The sequence below is a fragment of the Dokdonia ponticola genome (genome assembly GCF_042653865.1).
GTDB classification, from domain to species: Bacteria; Bacteroidota; Bacteroidia; order Flavobacteriales; family Flavobacteriaceae; genus Dokdonia; species Dokdonia ponticola.
In genome coordinates, this window is the sequence record NZ_JBHSFV010000007.1 from 74,403 (window position 1) to 94,958 (window position 20,556).

General features: G+C 38.1%; 8 protein-coding genes. 7 read left to right on the forward strand and 1 reads right to left on the reverse strand.

What is annotated here, in order from left to right:
* Nucleotides 1–29: 29 nt before the first annotated feature.
* From ACFO3O_RS12240 to ACFO3O_RS12265, 6 genes are all read left to right on the forward strand, one after another.
* Complete coding sequence (locus ACFO3O_RS12240; RefSeq protein WP_379979524.1) at nucleotides 30–1,151, forward strand: 1-acyl-sn-glycerol-3-phosphate acyltransferase; 1,122 nt, start codon at nucleotides 30–32, stop codon at nucleotides 1,149–1,151.
* A complete protein-coding gene (locus ACFO3O_RS12245; protein ID WP_379979184.1) occupies nucleotides 1,148–2,173 on the forward strand; it encodes an asparaginase in 1,026 nt (341 codons plus the stop codon). The genes ACFO3O_RS12240 and ACFO3O_RS12245 overlap by 4 nt, the downstream gene beginning before the upstream one ends.
* Nucleotides 2,174–2,657: 484 nt before the next feature.
* Nucleotides 2,658–4,319 carry an alpha/beta fold hydrolase gene (locus ACFO3O_RS12250; RefSeq protein WP_379979186.1) on the forward strand — a complete coding sequence of 554 codons (1,662 nt, stop codon included), beginning with the start codon at nucleotides 2,658–2,660 and terminating at the stop codon, nucleotides 4,317–4,319.
* Between the two features lie 336 nt (nucleotides 4,320–4,655).
* Nucleotides 4,656–7,001 carry a T9SS type A sorting domain-containing protein gene (locus ACFO3O_RS12255; protein ID WP_379979188.1) on the forward strand — a complete coding sequence of 782 codons (2,346 nt, stop codon included), beginning with the start codon at nucleotides 4,656–4,658 and terminating at the stop codon, nucleotides 6,999–7,001.
* A 1,085-nt stretch (nucleotides 7,002–8,086) separates the two neighbouring features.
* Nucleotides 8,087–11,653, forward strand: coding sequence for a leucine-rich repeat protein (locus ACFO3O_RS12260; RefSeq protein ID WP_379979191.1), 3,567 nt, complete (start codon nucleotides 8,087–8,089; stop codon nucleotides 11,651–11,653).
* Nucleotides 11,654–11,796: 143 nt separating this feature from the next.
* Nucleotides 11,797–13,446 (forward strand): helix-turn-helix transcriptional regulator, encoded by a 1,650-nt coding sequence (locus ACFO3O_RS12265; protein WP_379979193.1) that lies wholly within the window; start codon nucleotides 11,797–11,799, stop codon nucleotides 13,444–13,446.
* 123 nt (nucleotides 13,447–13,569) lie between these two features.
* Here ACFO3O_RS12265 and ACFO3O_RS12270 read toward each other — a convergent pair whose 3' ends face one another.
* On the reverse strand, nucleotides 13,570–13,767 hold the full coding sequence (locus tag ACFO3O_RS12270) for a hypothetical protein (RefSeq protein WP_379979195.1): 198 nt from the start codon (nucleotides 13,765–13,767) through the stop codon (nucleotides 13,570–13,572).
* A 353-nt stretch (nucleotides 13,768–14,120) separates the two neighbouring features.
* On the opposite strand from ACFO3O_RS12270, the gene ACFO3O_RS12275 reads away from it, so the two are divergent.
* On the forward strand, nucleotides 14,121–20,492 hold the full coding sequence (locus ACFO3O_RS12275; protein ID WP_379979197.1) for a leucine-rich repeat protein: 6,372 nt from the start codon (nucleotides 14,121–14,123) through the stop codon (nucleotides 20,490–20,492).
* Nucleotides 20,493–20,556: the final 64 nt, after the last annotated feature.

Genomic DNA, 20,556 nt, shown 5'->3' on the forward strand with positions numbered 1-20,556 from the left:
TTTGTGGCTATTAATCTAAATGCAACGTTATTTCTACATTTGATCACATACGACCCTATCACGATAGTGAAGTGAATGAGGCTTTACAACAAGCTTCAAGACATCCTATGTTTAAGGTATTGTTGCAGTTTACATTCCCAGAGGCCTCTGCAGAGGAGATACAGGCTATTTTATTAGACTGTTATTCTATTCATGATTTTCAGACAAAGGTTATTTATAAATCGGTACAGCATTTACTAGCAAAAAGTTCTGAAGGTTTTACTACGGCAGGTTTTGATACGTTATCACCCAATAAGCCTTATTTTTATATATCAAATCATAGAGATATTGTATTAGATACCTCATTACTTAATGTAGCGCTGATTGATAACGGGCTTATTACAACGGCTTCTGCGATAGGAGATAATTTGGTACAGAAGGATTTCTTGATGGCTTTGTCTAGGCTTAACAGGAATTTTTTGGTATTGCGTAGTCAGTCGCCAAGAGAGTTATTACAGAGCTCCAAAGTGTTGTCTGAATATATGAAGCTTTTGTTGTCAGAAGGAAGGTCTGTATGGATGGCACAAAGGGAAGGCAGAACGAAGGATGGGAATGATGTCACGCAGCAAGGGGTGCTTAAGATGATTACGATGGCGAGAGGTAAAACACCTTTGATGCAGTATATAAAAGAATTGGATATTGTTCCTGTGGCCATCTCTTATGAGTATGACCCTACAGATATTTTGAAAGTGCCAGAGCTTGTCGCAAAGCAAGAGAATATACCTTACATAAAAACCAATAATGAAGATTTTAATAGTATTCTCAAAGGGGCATTAGGATTTAAAAAGCGTATTCATATAGAAGCAGCACCTTTGGATCCTTCTATATATGATCTAATAGAAAATGAAGCACAAAGCGATAATGATAAATTACAGCGATTGGCTTCTGAAATCGATAAGAATATCCATCGTCATTATAAATTATGGCCGTCTAATTATATTGCATACGATTTGTATCATAATACATCAAAATATGCATCGTATTATGACGAGAAAGAATTACGTCATTTTGAAAGACGTTTGGAGCGTAGAGTAAATAAAGAAAATCCATTAGAGATGGAGAGCTTCTTATTAATGTATGCAAATCCAGTAATCAACACATCAAAATTATGAGCGTAAAACCTAGTATCCTTTTAATATACACTGGAGGTACTATTGGGATGATTAAAGATTATGAAACGGGGGCATTAAAGGCTTTTGACTTTGATCAATTATTGCAAAACATACCAGAGCTTCAGTTATTGGATTGTGATATTAAAACATCATCATTTGAGACGCCTATTGATTCTTCCAACATGAATCCTGAGTACTGGAATGAGTTGTGTTCATTAATCGCTTCAAATTATGAGTCTTTCCAAGGATTTGTGGTGTTGCATGGAAGTGATACAATGAGTTATACGGCATCGGCGATTAGCTTTATGCTGGAGAACTTGCATAAACCTGTGATTTTTACAGGGTCTCAATTACCTATAGGAGATTTACGAACAGATGCCAAAGAAAATTTAATTACGGCGATACAAATCGCAGCCTTGCAAAAACGCAATAGGCCAGTTGTCCAAGAGGTGTGCCTGTATTTTGAGTATAAATTGTATCGAGCAAATCGGACGACGAAAGTAAGCTCAGAGCATTTTGAGGCATTTGACTCTCCCAATTATCCACCATTAATTACTTCTGGAGTTCATCTCATGGTTAATCAGGAATTACTTTTTAAACCTAGTAAAAAGTCATTCAAGGTGCATGGTAACCTTGTCACGGATGTGTTGCTTTTAAAAATGTATCCTGGCATTCCTGAGCATTTAGTCTTGGGTATGTTGGCTATTCAAGAGGTAAAGGGGGTAATTTTAGAAACCTATGGTTCAGGTAACACAACAACAGCTACTTGGTTTATAGAGGCCTTAAAGGCAACTATAAAAAGAGGTATTCCTGTGGTAAATGTAACACAATGCATTGGAGGAGGCGTACAAATGGGGAATTATGAGACCAGTATTGCACTCAAAAAAATAGGAGTGATTAGTGGTGGCGATATTACTTCTGAGGCAGCCATTACAAAAATGATGTATTTATTAGGACAAGAATTAGGTCCTAAAGTCTTTAAATCTGTCTTTGAAACGCCTTTAAGGGGAGAACTCACATAATTTTAATACATATCTTTTTAGCAGGTCAGTTTTTGTGTAGTATACTATTTGTTTCTTGCACTAGTAAATTAATAACATCACAGAAATTAGTAAACTTCAAAATAATACAATAGTTGCTATAAAATCTTCTAGATCCCGTGTTTATAAAAAGATGATTAGATGCTAAGCAAGACCGTATTGCTTTTCCTACGGTTCAGATTCTACTTCTTGACGATCTTAAGAGTGCTGTATATGCTGCTTCTTTATACGCTTTCGCGAAAGCGAACTAAACCTGAAAACCTATAGGGAAGATTTTGCACTACGATGGAATTGAGTAATGGTATGGGGCTGCTTATAAGTAAATTAACAATGTCGCTACCTTTTTGCTACCCTTGTTTCTTTGGCGTAACTAACTTAGGATAGTTACTTTGTTCAAAAAGAAAATGACAACTGTTTTTTGCATCATAAGTAAGCATAAAATGGATGAAAAAGAAAAATTACTCGCATGAAACCCTCCATACAATACACAAAAAGCGGAAATATCAATATCGCCTATCAAGTCTTTGGTTCAGGCTCTATTGATTTGGTGTATATACCGGGATGGGTTTCTAACATAGATTGGATGTGGGCGTGTCCTGAGTTAGTTAATTTCTTTCAAGAATTAGGGAAGGTTGCGAGGGTGATTCTTTTTGATAAACGAGGGACAGGGCTTTCAGACCGCGTTGTAGAGATTTCTACATTAGAAGAACGTATGGAAGATATCAAGGCCGTTATGGATGCCACAGGATCTGAAAAAGCAGTCCTTTTCGGACATTCCGAAGGGGGAAGTGTATCTGCTTTATTTAGCGCTACCTATCCTAATCGTGTATTAGCATTAACCGCTTTTGGGATTTTTGCAAAGCGGCGGTATTCTGAAAATTATCCTTGGGCTCCCACCGATGTCGAGCGTCAGAAAGTATATGATATGATTGAGCATAGTTGGGGGAGTGGTCAGATGAATCTGGAAACACTAGCCCCTTCCAAAGCAAATGATCCGCAATTTATGGGCTGGTTAGCGAGTTATTTTAGATCTGGTGCGAGTCCTCAAGCAGCTATGCAGCTTACTAAAATGAATACGCAGGTAAATATCATCGATATTTTGGAGTATATAAAAGTACCTACACTTCTCATGCAACGCACTCATGATATTGATGTAAAAATTGAAGAAGGACGGTTTATTGCAAAGCACATCAAAGGAGCAAAATTTGTGGAGTTTGATGGAGACGATCATCTTTTTTGGGCAGGAAATACACAAGAGGTTCTAGACGAAATAAAAGATTTCATTCAAGAACTACCCCCTAGTAATGAACCCAAAAAAGGATTGATTACGATACTATTTGGGAAAGTAATCGCTACCTCATTAGGAAGAACAAATTCAACAGCTATAAAGCAATGTATCGCTAGGCAGTCTGGTGTACTATTAGATATCGACAATGAGCGTTTTATTGCAGGGTTTAAAGTCCCAGGGAAAGCGGTACAAAGTGGTCTCGATATCTTAGATAGTTTTCAATATCAAAATAGCCATATACACCTAGGACTCTACGTGAAAGAGGAGTGTTTAGATGGGGGATATAAAATAGATAAAAGGGATATGTATATGTATCATACATTACTCCCACATTCCGTATCTAGTAGCCTCATTGTCACACAAACGATTAAGCACTTACTCTCAGGTTCAGAATTTCACTTTTCTGAAGAAAGCTCTATGTTACGCTATAATTCTGGATCTTTATGTAAACTCTATCAGGTAAATAATACGCATGCTGTTGAGAATACACCAATGGTAGGACATTCCACTAGTTTTTCAAAATATGATTCGTTTTTAGAAGATCTTATCAAGATTATAGATGAGCATATTGACAACTCTTCTTTTGGGGTAGAAATGCTCACAAAGAGCCTTGGGATGAGTGAGCGCCAGTTACAACGCAAGGTAAAAGAAGCTACGGGTAAGTCCCCTGGACAATTGATTACATGTACCCGTTTGAGTAAAGCTAAAGAAGCATTGACACATCGTAGATATACCGTATCCGAAATTGCATTTTTATGTGGATTTTCTAGCCCTTCTTATTTTACAAAATGCTTTAAAAAAGAGTTTGGTTTTACACCTACTGGCATTGCTATTTCCTAATACATCTTCTTAAAAAGTACACACAAATACAAACGTATTAAAAGTATAAAACCGCATACAATATGTCGGTTTTGTACTAGCATTGTGCGGTATTGTTATACGCCATTAGTAGGCGTGCTACTAGTTTTGTATGTGCATTCGTGTACAGTGAAAATGTAGTATTAAGATGGGAAAATCACAAGTCATTTTATTCCTTTTCAGCGTTGTTTTTTCATCTTAACGTATGTTTTTTTTCTATAAGAGTGACCAGGCTCTAGTATTGTGCCATGAATATATAAGTGTTGTGTGCGCTTTCGCGAAAGCGTACACACAAATAATAATGACTAATATAATGTAATGATGAAACATTTTACACTTGGGATAGCATTGCTACTCGCATTCTTTACGATGAGTGCGCAGGATATTACCCTTTCTTTTGAAAACCCAGAGATTACCACAGAAGGGCCGGATTCTTTTTATGAAGTAGATGTGATGATCTCTTCAGATGTTGCTTTTGGTATGGGATCAGGGCAATTTTTCTTAGATTATTACTCCGCAGCTTTTGGAGTCCAAGTCGATAATAATGGAGCTATTGCGTATGAGCGTCCAGAAAATTCACTGCTTGGAGGGGAAGTAGTTGTTGATGTGGGTGGGACTCCCGTTCCGTTAGGTGATCATTATACAAGTTTTATCTCTAATGACACGACGGATTCTAAAGTATCCTTTATCTGGCAGCAAAATGCGAGTGGAGGGATGTATGGAACAAATGTACCTGCGGGAACACCTGTAGCACTTGTTCATGTAAAAATAAGGTTTCTTCCTGGAGCAACCGGAGAAGATCCGTCTGTATGTTTTGATGCTGCCAATCCTTTTGATGATCAATTTTTTACAGCTTGTGGTCCTTTTGATCCTTTGGTAGGGTTTGATTTTGAAACCGCAGATTGTCAAGGTGAGCCAGGATCTCAGATTTTTGACTATACCCCAGATTGTAGTGAGCCGGTAGTATTTGAAATTACGTGTCAAGATATTACCGCACAATTAGATGAAAATGGAGCCGTAACAATTACTCCAGAAGCAGTTTTTGCAGGTGATGCTACTGATCCTGATATTGATACCTTAACCCTAGATGTAGATACTTTTACTTGTGATGCTATTGGAGAAAATACCGTCACTCTTACAGTTACTACGGTAGGCGGGAGTAGTGCTACGTGTACGGCAATTGTTACCGTAGAAGATACGCTTGCACCTGAAGCACTTTGTCAAAATGTTACCGTACAGCTAGATGCTGATGGGAATGCAACGATTACCGCATCACAGATAGATAATGGAAGTACTGATAATTGTGGGACGGTCTCGTTAAGTAGCTCTCAAGAAACTTTTACAACGGCAGATGTTGGAGAAAATATAGTGACTTTGACAGTTACAGATGATAGTGGTAATACCGCAACGTGTGATGCTATTGTAACGATCGTAGATCAAGCTTTTCCAGAAGCCATCTGTCAGAATATTAGCGTGCAATTGGACGCAAACGGTATAGCTAGTATTACTCCTGAGCAAGTGGATGGGGGCTCTATAAATGCTGAAGTTCTAACACTCGATGTCACTAGTTTTGATTGTTCCAATATCGGAGAGAATACCGTTACACTTACTGTAACGAGTGTTGATGATAACAGTGATTCTTGTACGGCAATTGTTACCGTAGAAGATACGCTTGCACCTGAAGCACTTTGTCAAAATGTTACCGTACAGCTAGATGCTGATGGGAATGCAACGATTACCGCATCACAGATAGATAATGGAAGTAGTGATAATTGTGGGACAGTCTCCTTAAGTAGTTCTCAAGAGATTTTTACCACGGCAGATGTTGGAGAAAACACGGTGACTTTGACAGTTACAGATGCTAGTGGTAATACCGCAACGTGTGATGCTATTGTAACGATCGTAGATCAATCTTTTCCTACGGCCATCTGTCAGAATATTAGCGTGCAATTGGATGCAAACGGTATAGCTAGTATTACTCCTGAGCAAGTGGATGGGGGCTCTATAAATGCTGAAGCTCTAACACTTGATATTACTAGTTTTGATTGTTCCAATATCGGAGAGAATACCGTTACACTCACTGTAACGAGTGTTGATGATAACAGTGATTCTTGTACGGCAATTGTCACTGTAGAGGATGTGATCGCTCCGACAGTGAGCTGTCCAGACGATCAGACCATTGTATTAGAAGAGGGCAATACAACCTTTGAAGTGCCTGATTACTTTGCCACAGGGGAAGCATCTGCAGAAGATAACTGTACAAATCCTATTGCCCAATTCTCACAAGACCCACTTCCAGGAACATTGTTAGATGAAGATGTTTATACAGTAACACTTTGTGCAACAGACGAATTTGGTAATGAAAATTGTTGTGAATTCCAACTTACGGTAGATGATAATCTTAGTGTACAAGATGCCATTGATAGTAGTCTTAGCCTGTACCCTAACCCAGCAAGTAATCAGGTGTTTATTTCTAATCCTAATGGATTATCTATAGACACGATTGCTATTTATGATGTAAGAGGCAGACGTGTAGCAATCAATAAATCAAATGGCATTCTAAATGAAATATCAATGGATATTTCAAGGATCTCTAACGGCACTTATTTTGTTAGAATTGAAGGTGCCTTTGGAAGTATAAGTAAACAATTAATTAAAAGATAACTAGGTTTTAGTTTAGAAGATGGCCTTTTTCTTATTTGGGGTAAGAATGAGGTCATTTTTTTTGCGGTCTATAGAATCTACTACGATTGATACTGAAGTTTTGATTGAATAACGGCTATTGATTTTGCGCAGGATACCGCTTTCGCGAAAGCGTACTAAGTATTTGTAATATACTTCAAAACACAGGCTAGCAATCTTTGAACTTCGTGATACTACGTTCTCAAAACCGATAGTTTAAATGCTAATTTCAAATACGTAAAAGTGTTTTGTGCCGAGGTACATGTCGGTTTTGTGCTAGCATTACGCTCTTTATCCGCGACGTTGCTTTTTGAAAAAATAACTCAAAGGGATATTGTTAAGTATATAATCCTATGTAAATGAAGTAGAAATAGAATTTATTTTTTTTAGACCTGAGGTTTCTAGAATTTAATGCCAAAGAGAAAAGACTATTATATTTCATAAAATTTGGTTCAACCACTAATGCGATAACAAAAGTCTAGAATACTTCCGTTTCTTCAGTGAAATCTACAAAATATCGTATCTGAAAAAATTAAACATCGATCTGAACATAGATATTAGTGCGCATATCGAGCAACATCTATCAATTGAAACAATAACCATAAGACCAAATACCCACTTTGAATTATGTAAATAGTTGTGTAATCTTTCTGTAAAAGTAGATGTTCAAAATAATGTAAGCAAGGATATATGAAAAACGATGTGTTAGTTTTACCTCCGTTCACAAAAAATTAAAGGCGGGATTGATCCTTTTTTACTTCTATAAAGAATCATTTTCTTACTCATTTTACAGATGAATCCTTGACCGTAAGGAAGTGCTTTCCGCTTTAACGTTGATTTTTCACGTTCACGTTAGTGACTGAGTAAACAAAAAGTATTTAAAAAATTGAATATCAAATAGTTGTGAAAATCGAGGCTCATTTGATGCCTTTGTTTTCAGGGGATAAATCATTGCTCTTGGTACTTTTGAGTTGAAGAATTTCAATAGCTATACGCTAGGTTTTGTGACATAAAATACAACAAAACAATTCCTACAGAATAGTACTGAATTAAAAAACTTAATTAAGATGAAAACAAAAATTGTCATTATACTTTGTATACTCTTTAGTATTTCTAGATCATTTGCGCAAACCTTTACAGTAGATGGTTTAAACTACACGATAGTATCTACGACACCTAATGAAGTTCAATTAACAGGAGGCACGCCACCTACGTCAGATTTAGTGATCCCAAATATCGTAAACGATGGTATTGACGATTTCACTGTCGTTGCTTTAGGCAATAACGCGTTTGAGAGTAAGAGTATTACAAGCATTTCATTTCCAACTACGATACGGAGTATCGGTGATTTTACCTTTGATCAAAATTCATTGACGACTATTGAATTGCCTGAAGGATTAGAAACCATTGGTCAAAGAGCTTTTAGATTTAATAGTATTGCAAATATTACCTTTCCAAGTACAATGGTATCTATAGGGGAGAGTGCCTTTGGAGCCAATCCTTTGGCAATCATTACAGCAGAAGGCACAACACCTGCTACCATTGGAACGACAACATTTGGAGGTAGCAGAAGTAATATAGATTTAACCGTACCTGATGGTACAGAAGACACTTATCTCACCGCAGGTTGGACTGGTTTTAACTCTATAAATGGTGTTCAACAACCTATCATTGGTGGCCTATTTGAGGTAGATGGATTATCCTACGTTATTACAGCTTTAGTTCCTAATGAGGTTCGATTAACAGGAGGTACGCCACCTACGTCAGACCTAGTCATTCCTGAAACTGTTTCAGATAATGGAACAGATTTTACGGTTGTAGCTCTCGGTAATAGTGCCTTTGAGGGTAAAGGTATTACAAGTGTTTCATTACCAAGTACATTGAGGGATTTAGGAGAAGCAACATTTCGAATTAATGGGATTGCCGAAGTGGTTATTCCAGATGGGATTACTGACATTCCACAACGCTGTTTTTCTAATAATGACTTGATAAGTGTAAGCTTACCTATTAGTGTAGAAACGATTGGTTTTCGATCTTTCGAAAATAACGATCTTACAAGTCTTGTACTACCAGAAAATGTAACCAGTATTGCACAATTCGCTTTTACAAACTCTCCTTTAACTAGTGTGAACTCTTTGAATCCTACACCGCCAAGTGTTGTTACTGGTGCTGGAAACAATGATTCTTTTACTAACGAGAGTAACATTGATTTAACCGTTCCTGATGGAACAGAAGCAGCTTATGAAACTGCAGGTTGGGTAGGTTTTAACTCAGTGAATGGAGTGGTTAATTTTGAAGTGGGAGATACCTTTATTGAAAATAATTTGAATTACACGGTAACCTCATTAGCTCCTAATGAAGTGAGCGTTACAGGGGGAAATTCAGTTCCTCAAAATCTAACGATTCCAGAAAATGTAAGCAGTGGAGGTTCAGATTTTGTAGTGACTGCTGTAGGAAGTAGTGCGTTTATTTCTAATGGTTTAACAAGTGTTTCGTTGCCTAATACAATTACAACGATAGGAGGGCAGGCATTTCGTAATAATCAATTAACGAGTATTACATTTCCTGAGACTGTTAGTAGTATTGCTTTTCGAGCATTTCAAGGAAATCCGCTCGTAGCTGTTATTGCTTTGGGAAGTACTCCTGCAAATATCACAACTGACGTAACTACTGATTCTTTCAGTAATCGAGGTAGTATCGATTTAACCATACCCATAGGCACACAGCTGGCCTATCTCAATAGTGGATGGACAGGATTTGCAACGATCAATGGAGAATTATCACTAGAAGTAGGAAATACATTAGAGGTTGGTGGGTTTTCCTACACGGTTACAGCCTTAGATCCTACAGAAGTTGAAGCAGCGGGAGGAACTACCATACCAACCAATTTAATAATTCCTGAAGCCGTATTAATCCAAGATGTTAGCTTTACTGTCGTGGGTATTGGCGATGGGGCTTTTGAATCTTCTGGTTTGACAAGTGTTACGTTTCCTACTACAATTCGTGCTATAGGGACGGCAGCATTTCGTTTTAATGCGCTTGAATCTGTAGTGATTCCAGAGGGCGTTACAGACTTACCTAACAGGTGTTTTTCCAATAATGATTTAACGAGTGTTACATTTCCAAGTAGCTTGGAAACCCTAGGTTTTCGATCTTTCGAAAATAATGACTTAACAACGCTCATACTACCAGAAAATGTAGTGAGTATTGGTCAACTTGCTTTTAATAATTCGACTTTAAATAGTATTAACTCTTTAAATCCAACACCACCTAGTGTTGTTTTAGGAACAGGTGATGATTCCTTTGATAACGAAAATGATATAGACTTAACAGTCCCAGAAGGCACAGAAGCAGCTTATGAAGCTGCGGGTTGGGTAAATTTTAATTCGCTAAATGGAGTGATTAATTTTGAAGTGGGAGACGTCTTTACTGAAAATAATTTAAACTACACGGTTTCATCAGTAGCGCCTAATGAAGTGACGATTACAGGAGGAATCGCTGTTCCTCAGGACCTTGTTGTTGATGCTATGGTTAGTAGTGGTGATTCAGATTTTACAATCACCGCAATAGGAGGTAGCGCGTTTGATGCTAGCGATTTAACAAGTGTGATCCTTCCTAATACGATAGTGAGTATTGGAGCAAGTAGTTTTCGCAATAACCAATTAACGAGTGTTATACTACCCAATAATTTGGTGTCTATAGGTGGGCAAGGCTTTCGTAATAACGAATTGACAAGTATTACATTTCCTGAAACTATAAGTAGTATTAGTTTTCGTGCCTTTGAAGGAAATCCACTATCTGAAGTGATAGCATTGGGAAATGTACCTGCTAGTATCACCACAGGAAATAACGATACGTTTAGCAATCGACCAAACATAGATCTAGCCATACCTACAGGAACGACACAAGCTTATGAAGATGGGGGTTGGATTAATTTCAATTCTATTACAGAAATAGATGTAGCTATAACCGTTGCGCCCAAAGTATTTTTACAAGGAGCCAGTCTAAACCCAATTACAGGAGAAGAAAACTTAATGCGTGATGATTTACGAGTAAATAATTTACTCCCTACACTTTCCCCCTATGGCGACGGCGCTACCGTAGACCCAACTGTGTTTACTACTACGGGCGCCAACGCCATTGTAGATTGGGTCTTCGTAGAGTTACGTCAAGGAACAGATAACGAAAATACAAGCGTAGTTGCCAGTACCTCAGCCTTATTGCAACGCGATGGAGATATTGTAGGATTGGATGGCACCTCTTTTGTTACCTTCATAGAAGAGGAAGGCGATTATTTTATTGCCATCAAACACCGCAATCATATAGGTATTCTTGCAGCGGTGCCAGCACCCTTAAGTAGCACTGTAAGCACCATTGACTTTACACAAGATGCCGCTTTCGCGAAAGGAGAAAACCTCGCCCTTACCCAGGTCAATGGCACCTTTGCCATGATTGCCGGTGACGCAGACGGCAGTAGCCAGATTCTCAATACAGATATTACGGAAGCTTTAACGCTGGCAGGAGGTAGTGAAGCCTACTCGACAGCAGATGCCGATATGAATGGCTTTGTATTGAACAGTGATATACAACTACTGGTGCTTGCAAATTCTGGAACGGTGCAGCAGTTTGAGTAAGTATACTTCCTATAAGTGCACAGCTAGTAAGCTAAGTGATCACTGAGGGGTATGGTATCATATGGGTATCGTTTTGTTGCAAATAGGTGTCATTTGATACCTATTTGTATTTTTGCGTATATAAACATTCCTCTACGTCTTTAATGAAAACCTACCTACTCCTCTTTCTCCTCTTTATAGGGTATTTCGCTACCATAGCACAAAATGAAGATGCAACTATTTCACAGTTTCAAGAAAGCATTCAACAAGCTAAAACAGATTCTGTAAAGTTGAAATTAAAAGTAGCGTTCTCTGATTATCTCTATGATACTGATGTGAATAAGGCAAGATCGTTAGCTGTTGAAGTCAAAGAGATTTTAGAACAAAAAGACAGTACTCCTTATTTTCTAAAATTGAGAGGAAGTGCACTTCGTGTGATGGCCAAGTGTGATGTGGAACAGAATAAGCACTTGGAGGCACTTGCTACTATTCAATCCTCAATAGATATTGCAAATGTGCTTAAAGATTCTATTCTTTTAGGACGTGCATTTATCGTACGAGGAAATTTGTCTAAAGTGCGTAATGATACAACAACTGCCATCCATTATTTCAAAGAAGCAGAAAATATACAAAAAAAGTTTAACGACAGCATAGGCCTTGCTGATACATACATGCATTATGCGGTATTATTAAATGACTATCGGGTGCGCAAAGACTCAGTTCCCTTTTTCTTAAACAAGGTAAAACAATTAGACACCACCTTTGCTATTCGTATTAATGCAGATGCTAATATGGGAGCATATTATCTGTATAATAAAGAATATGCAAAAGCAATTTCATTATATAAAGGGAATATAGCAGCACATAAGGAGAAACATCGTATGATAGGATTACCTGCGTGTTTTATGAATCTAGGAGTCGCTTACGCTTTTTCAAATAATAAAGAGGCTGCTTTTCAGGCACTAGATAGTGCAATATATTATAGCAAGCGCTTGGATAGTAAAGGGAGCCTGTTAAGTCAGTATTTGTCTAAAAGTAATATGGCACGCTATTTTGGTGATTATGAAATCGCATATGAAAATTATGTCATTTACAAGCAGTATTCAGACTCTTTAAAAAATATAGATGAAACCAAACGATTTACAGAACAAGAGCTTAACTATGAATTTGATAAAGAACGAGAAATTGCTGCCATCCAACTAGACAATGCCAATACCAAGAAACAACTGTATATAATACTCTTCATCACAGCACTTACACTAGGACTTAGTATCATATATGTTGTTGTAAAAAATAAAAGACAAAAAGTAGCCCTCGCACGCAACGAAACTGCCCTAGAGCAAATGGAAAAAATGAAGGCAAAACTAGCACTGGCAAATAGAGAAAGCGAACTGAAAAAGATACTAGTAGAAAGCTCTATTACAGAAGAAGTCCTCAATAAAACCCTTGACGACATTAAGGAGATTATTACTAAACATGATATAGCGCAGCGTGACAAAGAGCTACGATCCCTTTCTACATCCCTCCTTGCTGAAAAATCAAACCAACGAGCCGTAGCAAGTTTGCAAGAACATATTGATGAAGTGTCTGTAGATTTTAAAGTCTATTTGGACAAGCAGTACCCTATGCTGAAACCAAAAGATAAAGAGCTGTTATATCTTATGAAGGTTGGATTAAGTACCGCAGAAATAAGCAAGCTCTTAAAAACTTCGGTCGCCTCTGTAAAATCAAAGCGATATCGGATACGCAAAAAGCTTAACCTAGGCTCAGATGTTGACATAGTCGCACATCTTGAAAAAGAAATGATACGCTAGTTCTTGTACTCTTTGTCAAAATCGCCTATGGGATTTTTTAGTGAGCTACTATTTTTTGAATAACACTATCAAATTCTTGCAACAAGTGTTTCATTAGTACATTTCTATAGTTAATCTGCTATTTTATTTTTCAAAAAAGGCTTCACTGCTTTGCGCTTCTGATGATAGTGAACCTGATTGCTGGTTTACATGCCAAAAAGTATGGAGGTAGTTCTCACAAACCCGTATCGCATTAGATTGTGTATTCGCTTTCGCGAAAGCGTACATCAGAGATGCAAATGCAGTGAGACCGAAGCAATAAGTTAAAAAAGCGACATTCATACTGAAGCTAGAAATACCTACATAGGATTGTAAGTGGTTGATAATTTTATTTTTAAATTATTACAACGATCTGTTCGAGCCTGCCTGCACGGCAGACAGGCGCAGTCGAGAACTATGGGCAAAAGTAGGTTGCGACTATGACATTCTACTTGCTAGTTTACATACCTAAAATAATCCAAGAAGAATTACAATCTCAGTACCTAGAATGCAGTAAAATAGTGCATCTTTCGTTTATTAAAAATCACATTATCAATAAATTATAAAAACGATACCCAGTTGATACCAACTGTTTGTTGGTACTACCACAGATGTATGATTATTTTGAAGTTTATTTTAATAAGAAATAAACTACTATGAAAAAAATAATTCTCGTATGCACCTTTCTGTGCTTGGCATTTAACAGCATTGCTCAATCCTTCACCGTAGATGGTTTAAATTATACGGTGACATCCACTAGCCCTAACGAAGTACGAATTACAGGAGGGACTCCTGCTACTTCAGATCTAGTGATTCCAGAAACTGTATCTGATGGTGTTGATACCTTTACAGTCACCAGTGTGGGTGATTCTGCATTTAGAGGAGCACAATTAAGTGCAGTCACTTTTCCTGCAACGATTGTAACTATAGAAGATCAAGCTTTTAGAGATAATGGTATCTCTACACTGAACTTACCAGAGGGAATTACGACTATAAAGGTGCGGGCTTTCAGAAATAATAATATTGCATCAATCACGCTACCGCAGAGTCTTATAACAGTAGAACTTCAAGCTTTTCTAGAAAATGATATAGCGACTATTGATTTACCAGAAGGCCTCAATACTATTGGAAGTTTAGCATTTGCACGTAATAGTATAGATAACATTGTTTTACCTTCAACTATAAACAGCATAGGTTCAAGAGCTTTTGAAGACAACGTGTTATCATCAATTTCTTCATTAGCTACCAGTCCGCCTATTATTACAACAGGCACTAATGATAGCTTTGGGAATAGAAGTGCTATCGATTTGACGGTACCGCCAGGAACAGAAGCAGCCTATGAAGCGGCTACCTGGATAGGTTTTTTTACAGTAAACGGTATTAGAGATTTTGAAATAGGAGATACGTTTACAGATAACAATCTTAATTATAGCGTGACTTCGTTAACGCCTAATGAAGTAGCAATTACTGGTGGCACACCAGCTACAAGTGAACTAATAATTCCAGAAACTGTTACAAATCTAGGTTCAACCTTTACAGTCACTAGCGTGGGTGTGGAAGCTTTTAGGAATAATCAAATTGTTACACTCAGCTTACCAGATGGTATGGTTACTATAGATGCGCAAGCTTTTCAAGATAATAATATTGCAGAACTTTCCTTGCCACAGAATCTTGTGAGTATAGGTAATAGGGCTTTTCAGGATAATAATATAACAACCCTTGCCATACCACAGAGTCTTGTGAGTATAGGTTTTCAAGCTTTTCAAGGAAATAATATCTCAACTCTTGACCTCTCTGAAGGTCTTACCATCATTGGAGGTCGTGCATTTATTGGTTGTAATATAGCAAACCTTACCTTACCTTCAACAGTCACTAGCGTGGGTGACCGAGCTTTTGAAGCTAATCCTTTAACAACAGTAAATGCTTTAGCCACTGCACCACCTGCCATTACTACAGGCACTAATGATAGCTTTGGGGATAGAAGTGCTATCGATTTAACGGTACCGCCAGGAACAGAAGCAGCCTATGAAGCGGCTACTTGGACAGGATTTTTTACAGTAAATGGCATTAGAGATTTTGAAATAGGAGATACGTTTACAGATAACAATCTTAATTATAGTGTGACCTCGTTAACGCCTAATGAAGTAGCAATTACTGGTGGCACACCAGCTACAAGTGAACTAATAATTCCAGAAACTGTTACAAATCTAGGTTCAACCTTTACAGTCACTAGCGTGGGTGTGGAAGCTTTTAGGAATAATCAAATTGTTACACTCAGCTTACCAGATGGTATGGTTACTATAGATGCGCAAGCTTTTCAAGATAATAATATTGCAGAACTTTCCTTGCCACAGAATCTTGTGAGTATAGGTAATAGGGCTTTTCAGGATAATAATATAACAACCCTTGCCATACCACAGAGTCTTGTGAGTATAGGTTTTCAAGCTTTTCAAGGAAATAATATCTCAACTCTTGACCTCTCTGAAGGTCTTACCACCATTGGAGCTCGTGCATTTATTGGTTGTAATATAGCAAACCTTACCTTACCTTCAACAGTCACTAGCGTGGGTGACCGAGCTTTTGAAGCTAATCCTTTAACAACAGTAAATGCTTTAGCCACTGCACCACCTGCCATTACTACAGGCACTAATGATAGCTTTGGGGATAGAAGTGCTATCGATTTAACGGTACCGCCAGGAACAGAAGCAGCCTATGAAGCGGCTACTTGGACAGGATTTTTTACAGTAAATGGCATTAGAGATTTTGAAATAGGAGATACGTTTACAGATAACAATCTTAATTATCGTGTGACTTCGTTAACGCCTAATGAAGTAGCAATTATTGGTGGCACACCCGCTACAAGTGAACTAGTCATTCCAGAAACTGTTACAAATCTAGGTTCAACCTTTACAGTCACTAGCGTGGGTGTGGAAGCCTTTAAAGATGAACAATTAACAGCAGTCACTTTTCCTGCAACGATTACTACTATTGAGGATGAAGCTTTTAGGAATAATCCTTTATCAAGTCTCACATTATCAGAAGGCTTAGTAACTATAAGTAATGATGTATTTAGAAATAATGAGCTTACAGACCTAACATTGCCTTCAACAGTCACTAGCGTGGGTGACCGAGCCTTTGAAGGTAATCCTTTAGCAACAGTAAATGCTTTAGCCACTGCACCACCTGCCATTACTACAGGCACTAATGATAGCTTTGGGAATAGAAGTGCTATTGATTTAACCGTACCTCCAGGAACGGAAGCAGCCTATGAAGCGGCTACCTGGATAGGTTTTTTTACAGTAAACGGTATTAGAGATTTTGAAATAGGAGATACGTTTACAGATAACAATCTTAATTATCGTGTGACCTCGTTAACGCCTAATGAAGTAGCAATTATTGGTGGCATACCCGCTACAAGTGAACTAGTCATTCCAGAAACTGTTACAAATCTAGGTTCAACCTTTACAGTCACTAGCGTGGGTGTGGAAGCCTTTAAAGATGAACAATTAACAGCAGTCACTTTTCCTGCAACGATTACTACTATTGAGGATGAAGCTTTTAGGAATAATCCTTTATCAAGTCTCACATTATCAGAAGGCTTAGTAACTATAAGTAATGATGTATTTAGAAATAATGAGCTTACAGACCTAACATTGCCTTCAACAGTCACTAGCGTGGGTGACCGAGCCTTTGAAGATAATTCTTTAACAACAGTAAATTCTTTAGCCACCACACCACCTGCTATTACTACAGGTACTAATGATAGCTTTGGGAATAGAAATGCTATCGATTTAACGGTTCCACCAGGAACAGAAACAGCCTATGAAGCGGCTACCTGGACTGGATTTCGTTCGATAAACGGCGTTATTAATACGGGAGTAGGTAGTGCATTTACAGATAACGACCTAGATTATGTAATTACCTCGCTTTCGCCAAATGAAGTAGAAATTACCGGAGGAATATTGCCTACAACAGATGCAGTCATTCCGGAAACCGTATCTAATGGTATAGATACCTTTACAGTAACCAGTGTGGGTAATACTGCTTTTCAGCAATTAGGGTTAACGTCTTTGGCTTTACCTGAGACGATACAAGCAATCGGTCAACGTGCTTTTTCAGGAAATCAATTAACAAGTATATTACTCCCAGATAATCTTACAAGCTTGGGACTAGGAGCTTTTCAAAACAACTTACTGCAAAGTATAGAAATACCTCAAAATCTAACAGTCATAAGAAATCAGGCTTTTGCGGGCAATCAAATAGAAAATCTGCAGATACCTGAAAACATAGTAGAAGTTGAAAAAAATGGCTTTAGAAATAACAATATTTCGACACTAACATTGCCTAATAGCCTTACTAGTATTGGAGAAGAAGCTTTTGCATTTAATAATATAGCAACACTTACCCTACCAGCAACTATCACAGATATTGGCAGGCTAGCTTTTGACGGTAATCCTTTAACAACAATCAACTCACAGGCTACCATACCACCTATCATAACTACAGGTGCTAATGATAGTTTTGGGGACAGAAGTACGATAGATTTAACCATACCTTTCGAGAGTGAAGCAGCCTATGAGGCAGCTAGCTGGACCGGATTTAATTCTGTAAATGAATTTACTGAAAACAATCTGCGATATAAAATTACTTCGTTAACGCCTAATGAAGTGGTTATTATAGGAGGAACTCCTGCTACTTCAAATTTAGTGATTCCGGAAACGGTGTCAAATGGCGTAGATACGTTTGCGGTAGTAAGCGTTAGAGAGCGTGCATTTGAAGCAGCTGGTTTAACGAGCATAACATTTCCAAACATTGTAAGAGAAATTGGTAATGCAGCATTTAGAAATAACCAAATTTCTGCAGTAATCCTGCCAGATGACTTGACCGTTTTAGGTGATTTTAGTTTCCAAGACAACCAGATTTCAGAGCTTACTATTAATAGTAATCTTACTGTAATTTCTTTACAAAGTTTTTTTAGAAATCAGCTAACGAGTGTAATTATTCCAAGTAACATAATAAGTATTGAGAATAGTGCTTTTGCCGAGAACCTAGTAACAAGTCTCGTTATTCCTAATACAGTAACGCAAATAAGTGGTGCTGCTTTTAGAGCCAACAATCTTGAGTCAGTAACACTTTCAGAAAATCTAACGGTAATAGGAAACTTAACTTTTGCAGACAATGACCTCACAAATATTACCATTCCCAGCAACGTAACATCTATTAATGAAAGGGCTTTCCAAAATAATAATATAGAAACACTTACCCTACCAGCAGCTATCACAGATATTGGCACGCAAGCTTTTGACGGTAATCCTTTAATAACAATCAACTCTCAAGCTACCACACCACCTACTATAGCTACAGGAGCTAATGATAGTTTTGGAGACCGAAGTACTATCGATTTAACCATACCTGATGGTACCGCAACCGACTATGAAGCTGCCAATTGGACAGGGTTTCTTTCCGTAAATGGAATTCAAGTAGGTACTACACTTTCAGAAAACAATTTGAATTACACCGTCACCTCTATAACACCTTACGAAGTAGCAATTACAGGAGGAACAATAACCGCTACAGATTTAATCATTCCAGAAACCACAGACAATGAAGGTATAACCTTTACAATAAAAGAGATAGGCAACGCCGCCTTTGCTAACAGAGGCTTAGAGCGTATAACCTTACCTTCTGGATTAGACCGTATAGAAAGCAATGCTTTTAATGGGAACCCATTAACGCAGATTACTACTACAGACACTTCTCCTGCCTTTGTGCAACTGAGTAGTTTTGGTAACCGTCGGGATATTAATCTCATTGTACCCGAAGCGGCACTGGATGCGTATTTAAACAGCAGTTTGTGGAACACAAGTACCAATGATGATGATAATCAAAGCCCAGAGGATGCCTTTCGTTTTTTTAGTATCAATGGTGTGTATACCTCTACCATAGGACGCGGTGGTGTACTTCAAAATATAGTATTTGAGTTTATCAATAGAAACCAAGCAGTAAACAAAATGCGTCTGCTGAGAAAAAACACGGGGTCTTTACCCTCAAATTTTGTAATGCCTAGTACCTTTAATTTTAAAAGTACAGACTTTATAGTCACAGCAATAGATGCCAATGCTTTTGATAACGAAGGCCTGGTAAATGTTACCTTACCATCCAGATTAGAAAGCATAGGAAGTAACGCTTTTTCTGGGAATCCATTAGAGCAGATTACCACGACAGACACTTCTCCTGCGTTTATTCAAGTGAGTAGTTTTGGAGACCGTTCTAACGTAGATCTTTTTGTGCCTGCAGGTACCACACAGGCGTATTTAGATGCCGGTTGGACAGGGTTCAGATCGATTACTGAACTCGTGATCACAGTCAATTTAAAAGTATTCTTACAAGGTGCGGCCACAAATCCTATTGCAGGTGAAGAAGGCTTGATGCGAGATAGCTTACGCGAAAATGGATTACTCCCTACCACTTCCCCCTATGGCGATGGTGCGACGGTAGCTCCCTCTGTTTTTACTACTACAGGCGCCAATGCCATCGTTGATTGGGTACTGATAGAGTTACGTTCTGGTGTTGATAATGACAATACCACACTCGTCAACAGCACATCTGCATTATTGCAAAGAGATGGCGATATCGTCGGGTTGGATGGTAGTTCGAGTATCACCTTTACAGAAGATGCCGGCGATTATTTTATTGCCATCAAACACCGCAATCATATAGGTGTTTTGGCAGCAGTACCCGCTTCTTTAAGCAGTACAGTGAGTACCTTAGATTTTACGCAAGATGCCGCTTTCGCGAAAGGAGAAAATCTTGCCCTTACCCAGGTCAATGGCACCTTTGCCATGATTGCCGGTGACGCAGACGGCAGTAGCCAGATTCTCAATACAGATATTACCGAAGCCTTAGGTCTTGCAGGAGGCGGAGAAAGTTACTCTGCTGCAGATGCCGATATGAATGGCTTTGTATTGAACAGTGATATACAACTACTGGTGCTTTCCAATTCAGGAACGGTGCAGCAGTTTGAGTAGACGGCTGTACCTTATAATCATTCGCAATACATATTCAAAAATATCTCAAACAAAAAATAGCGTA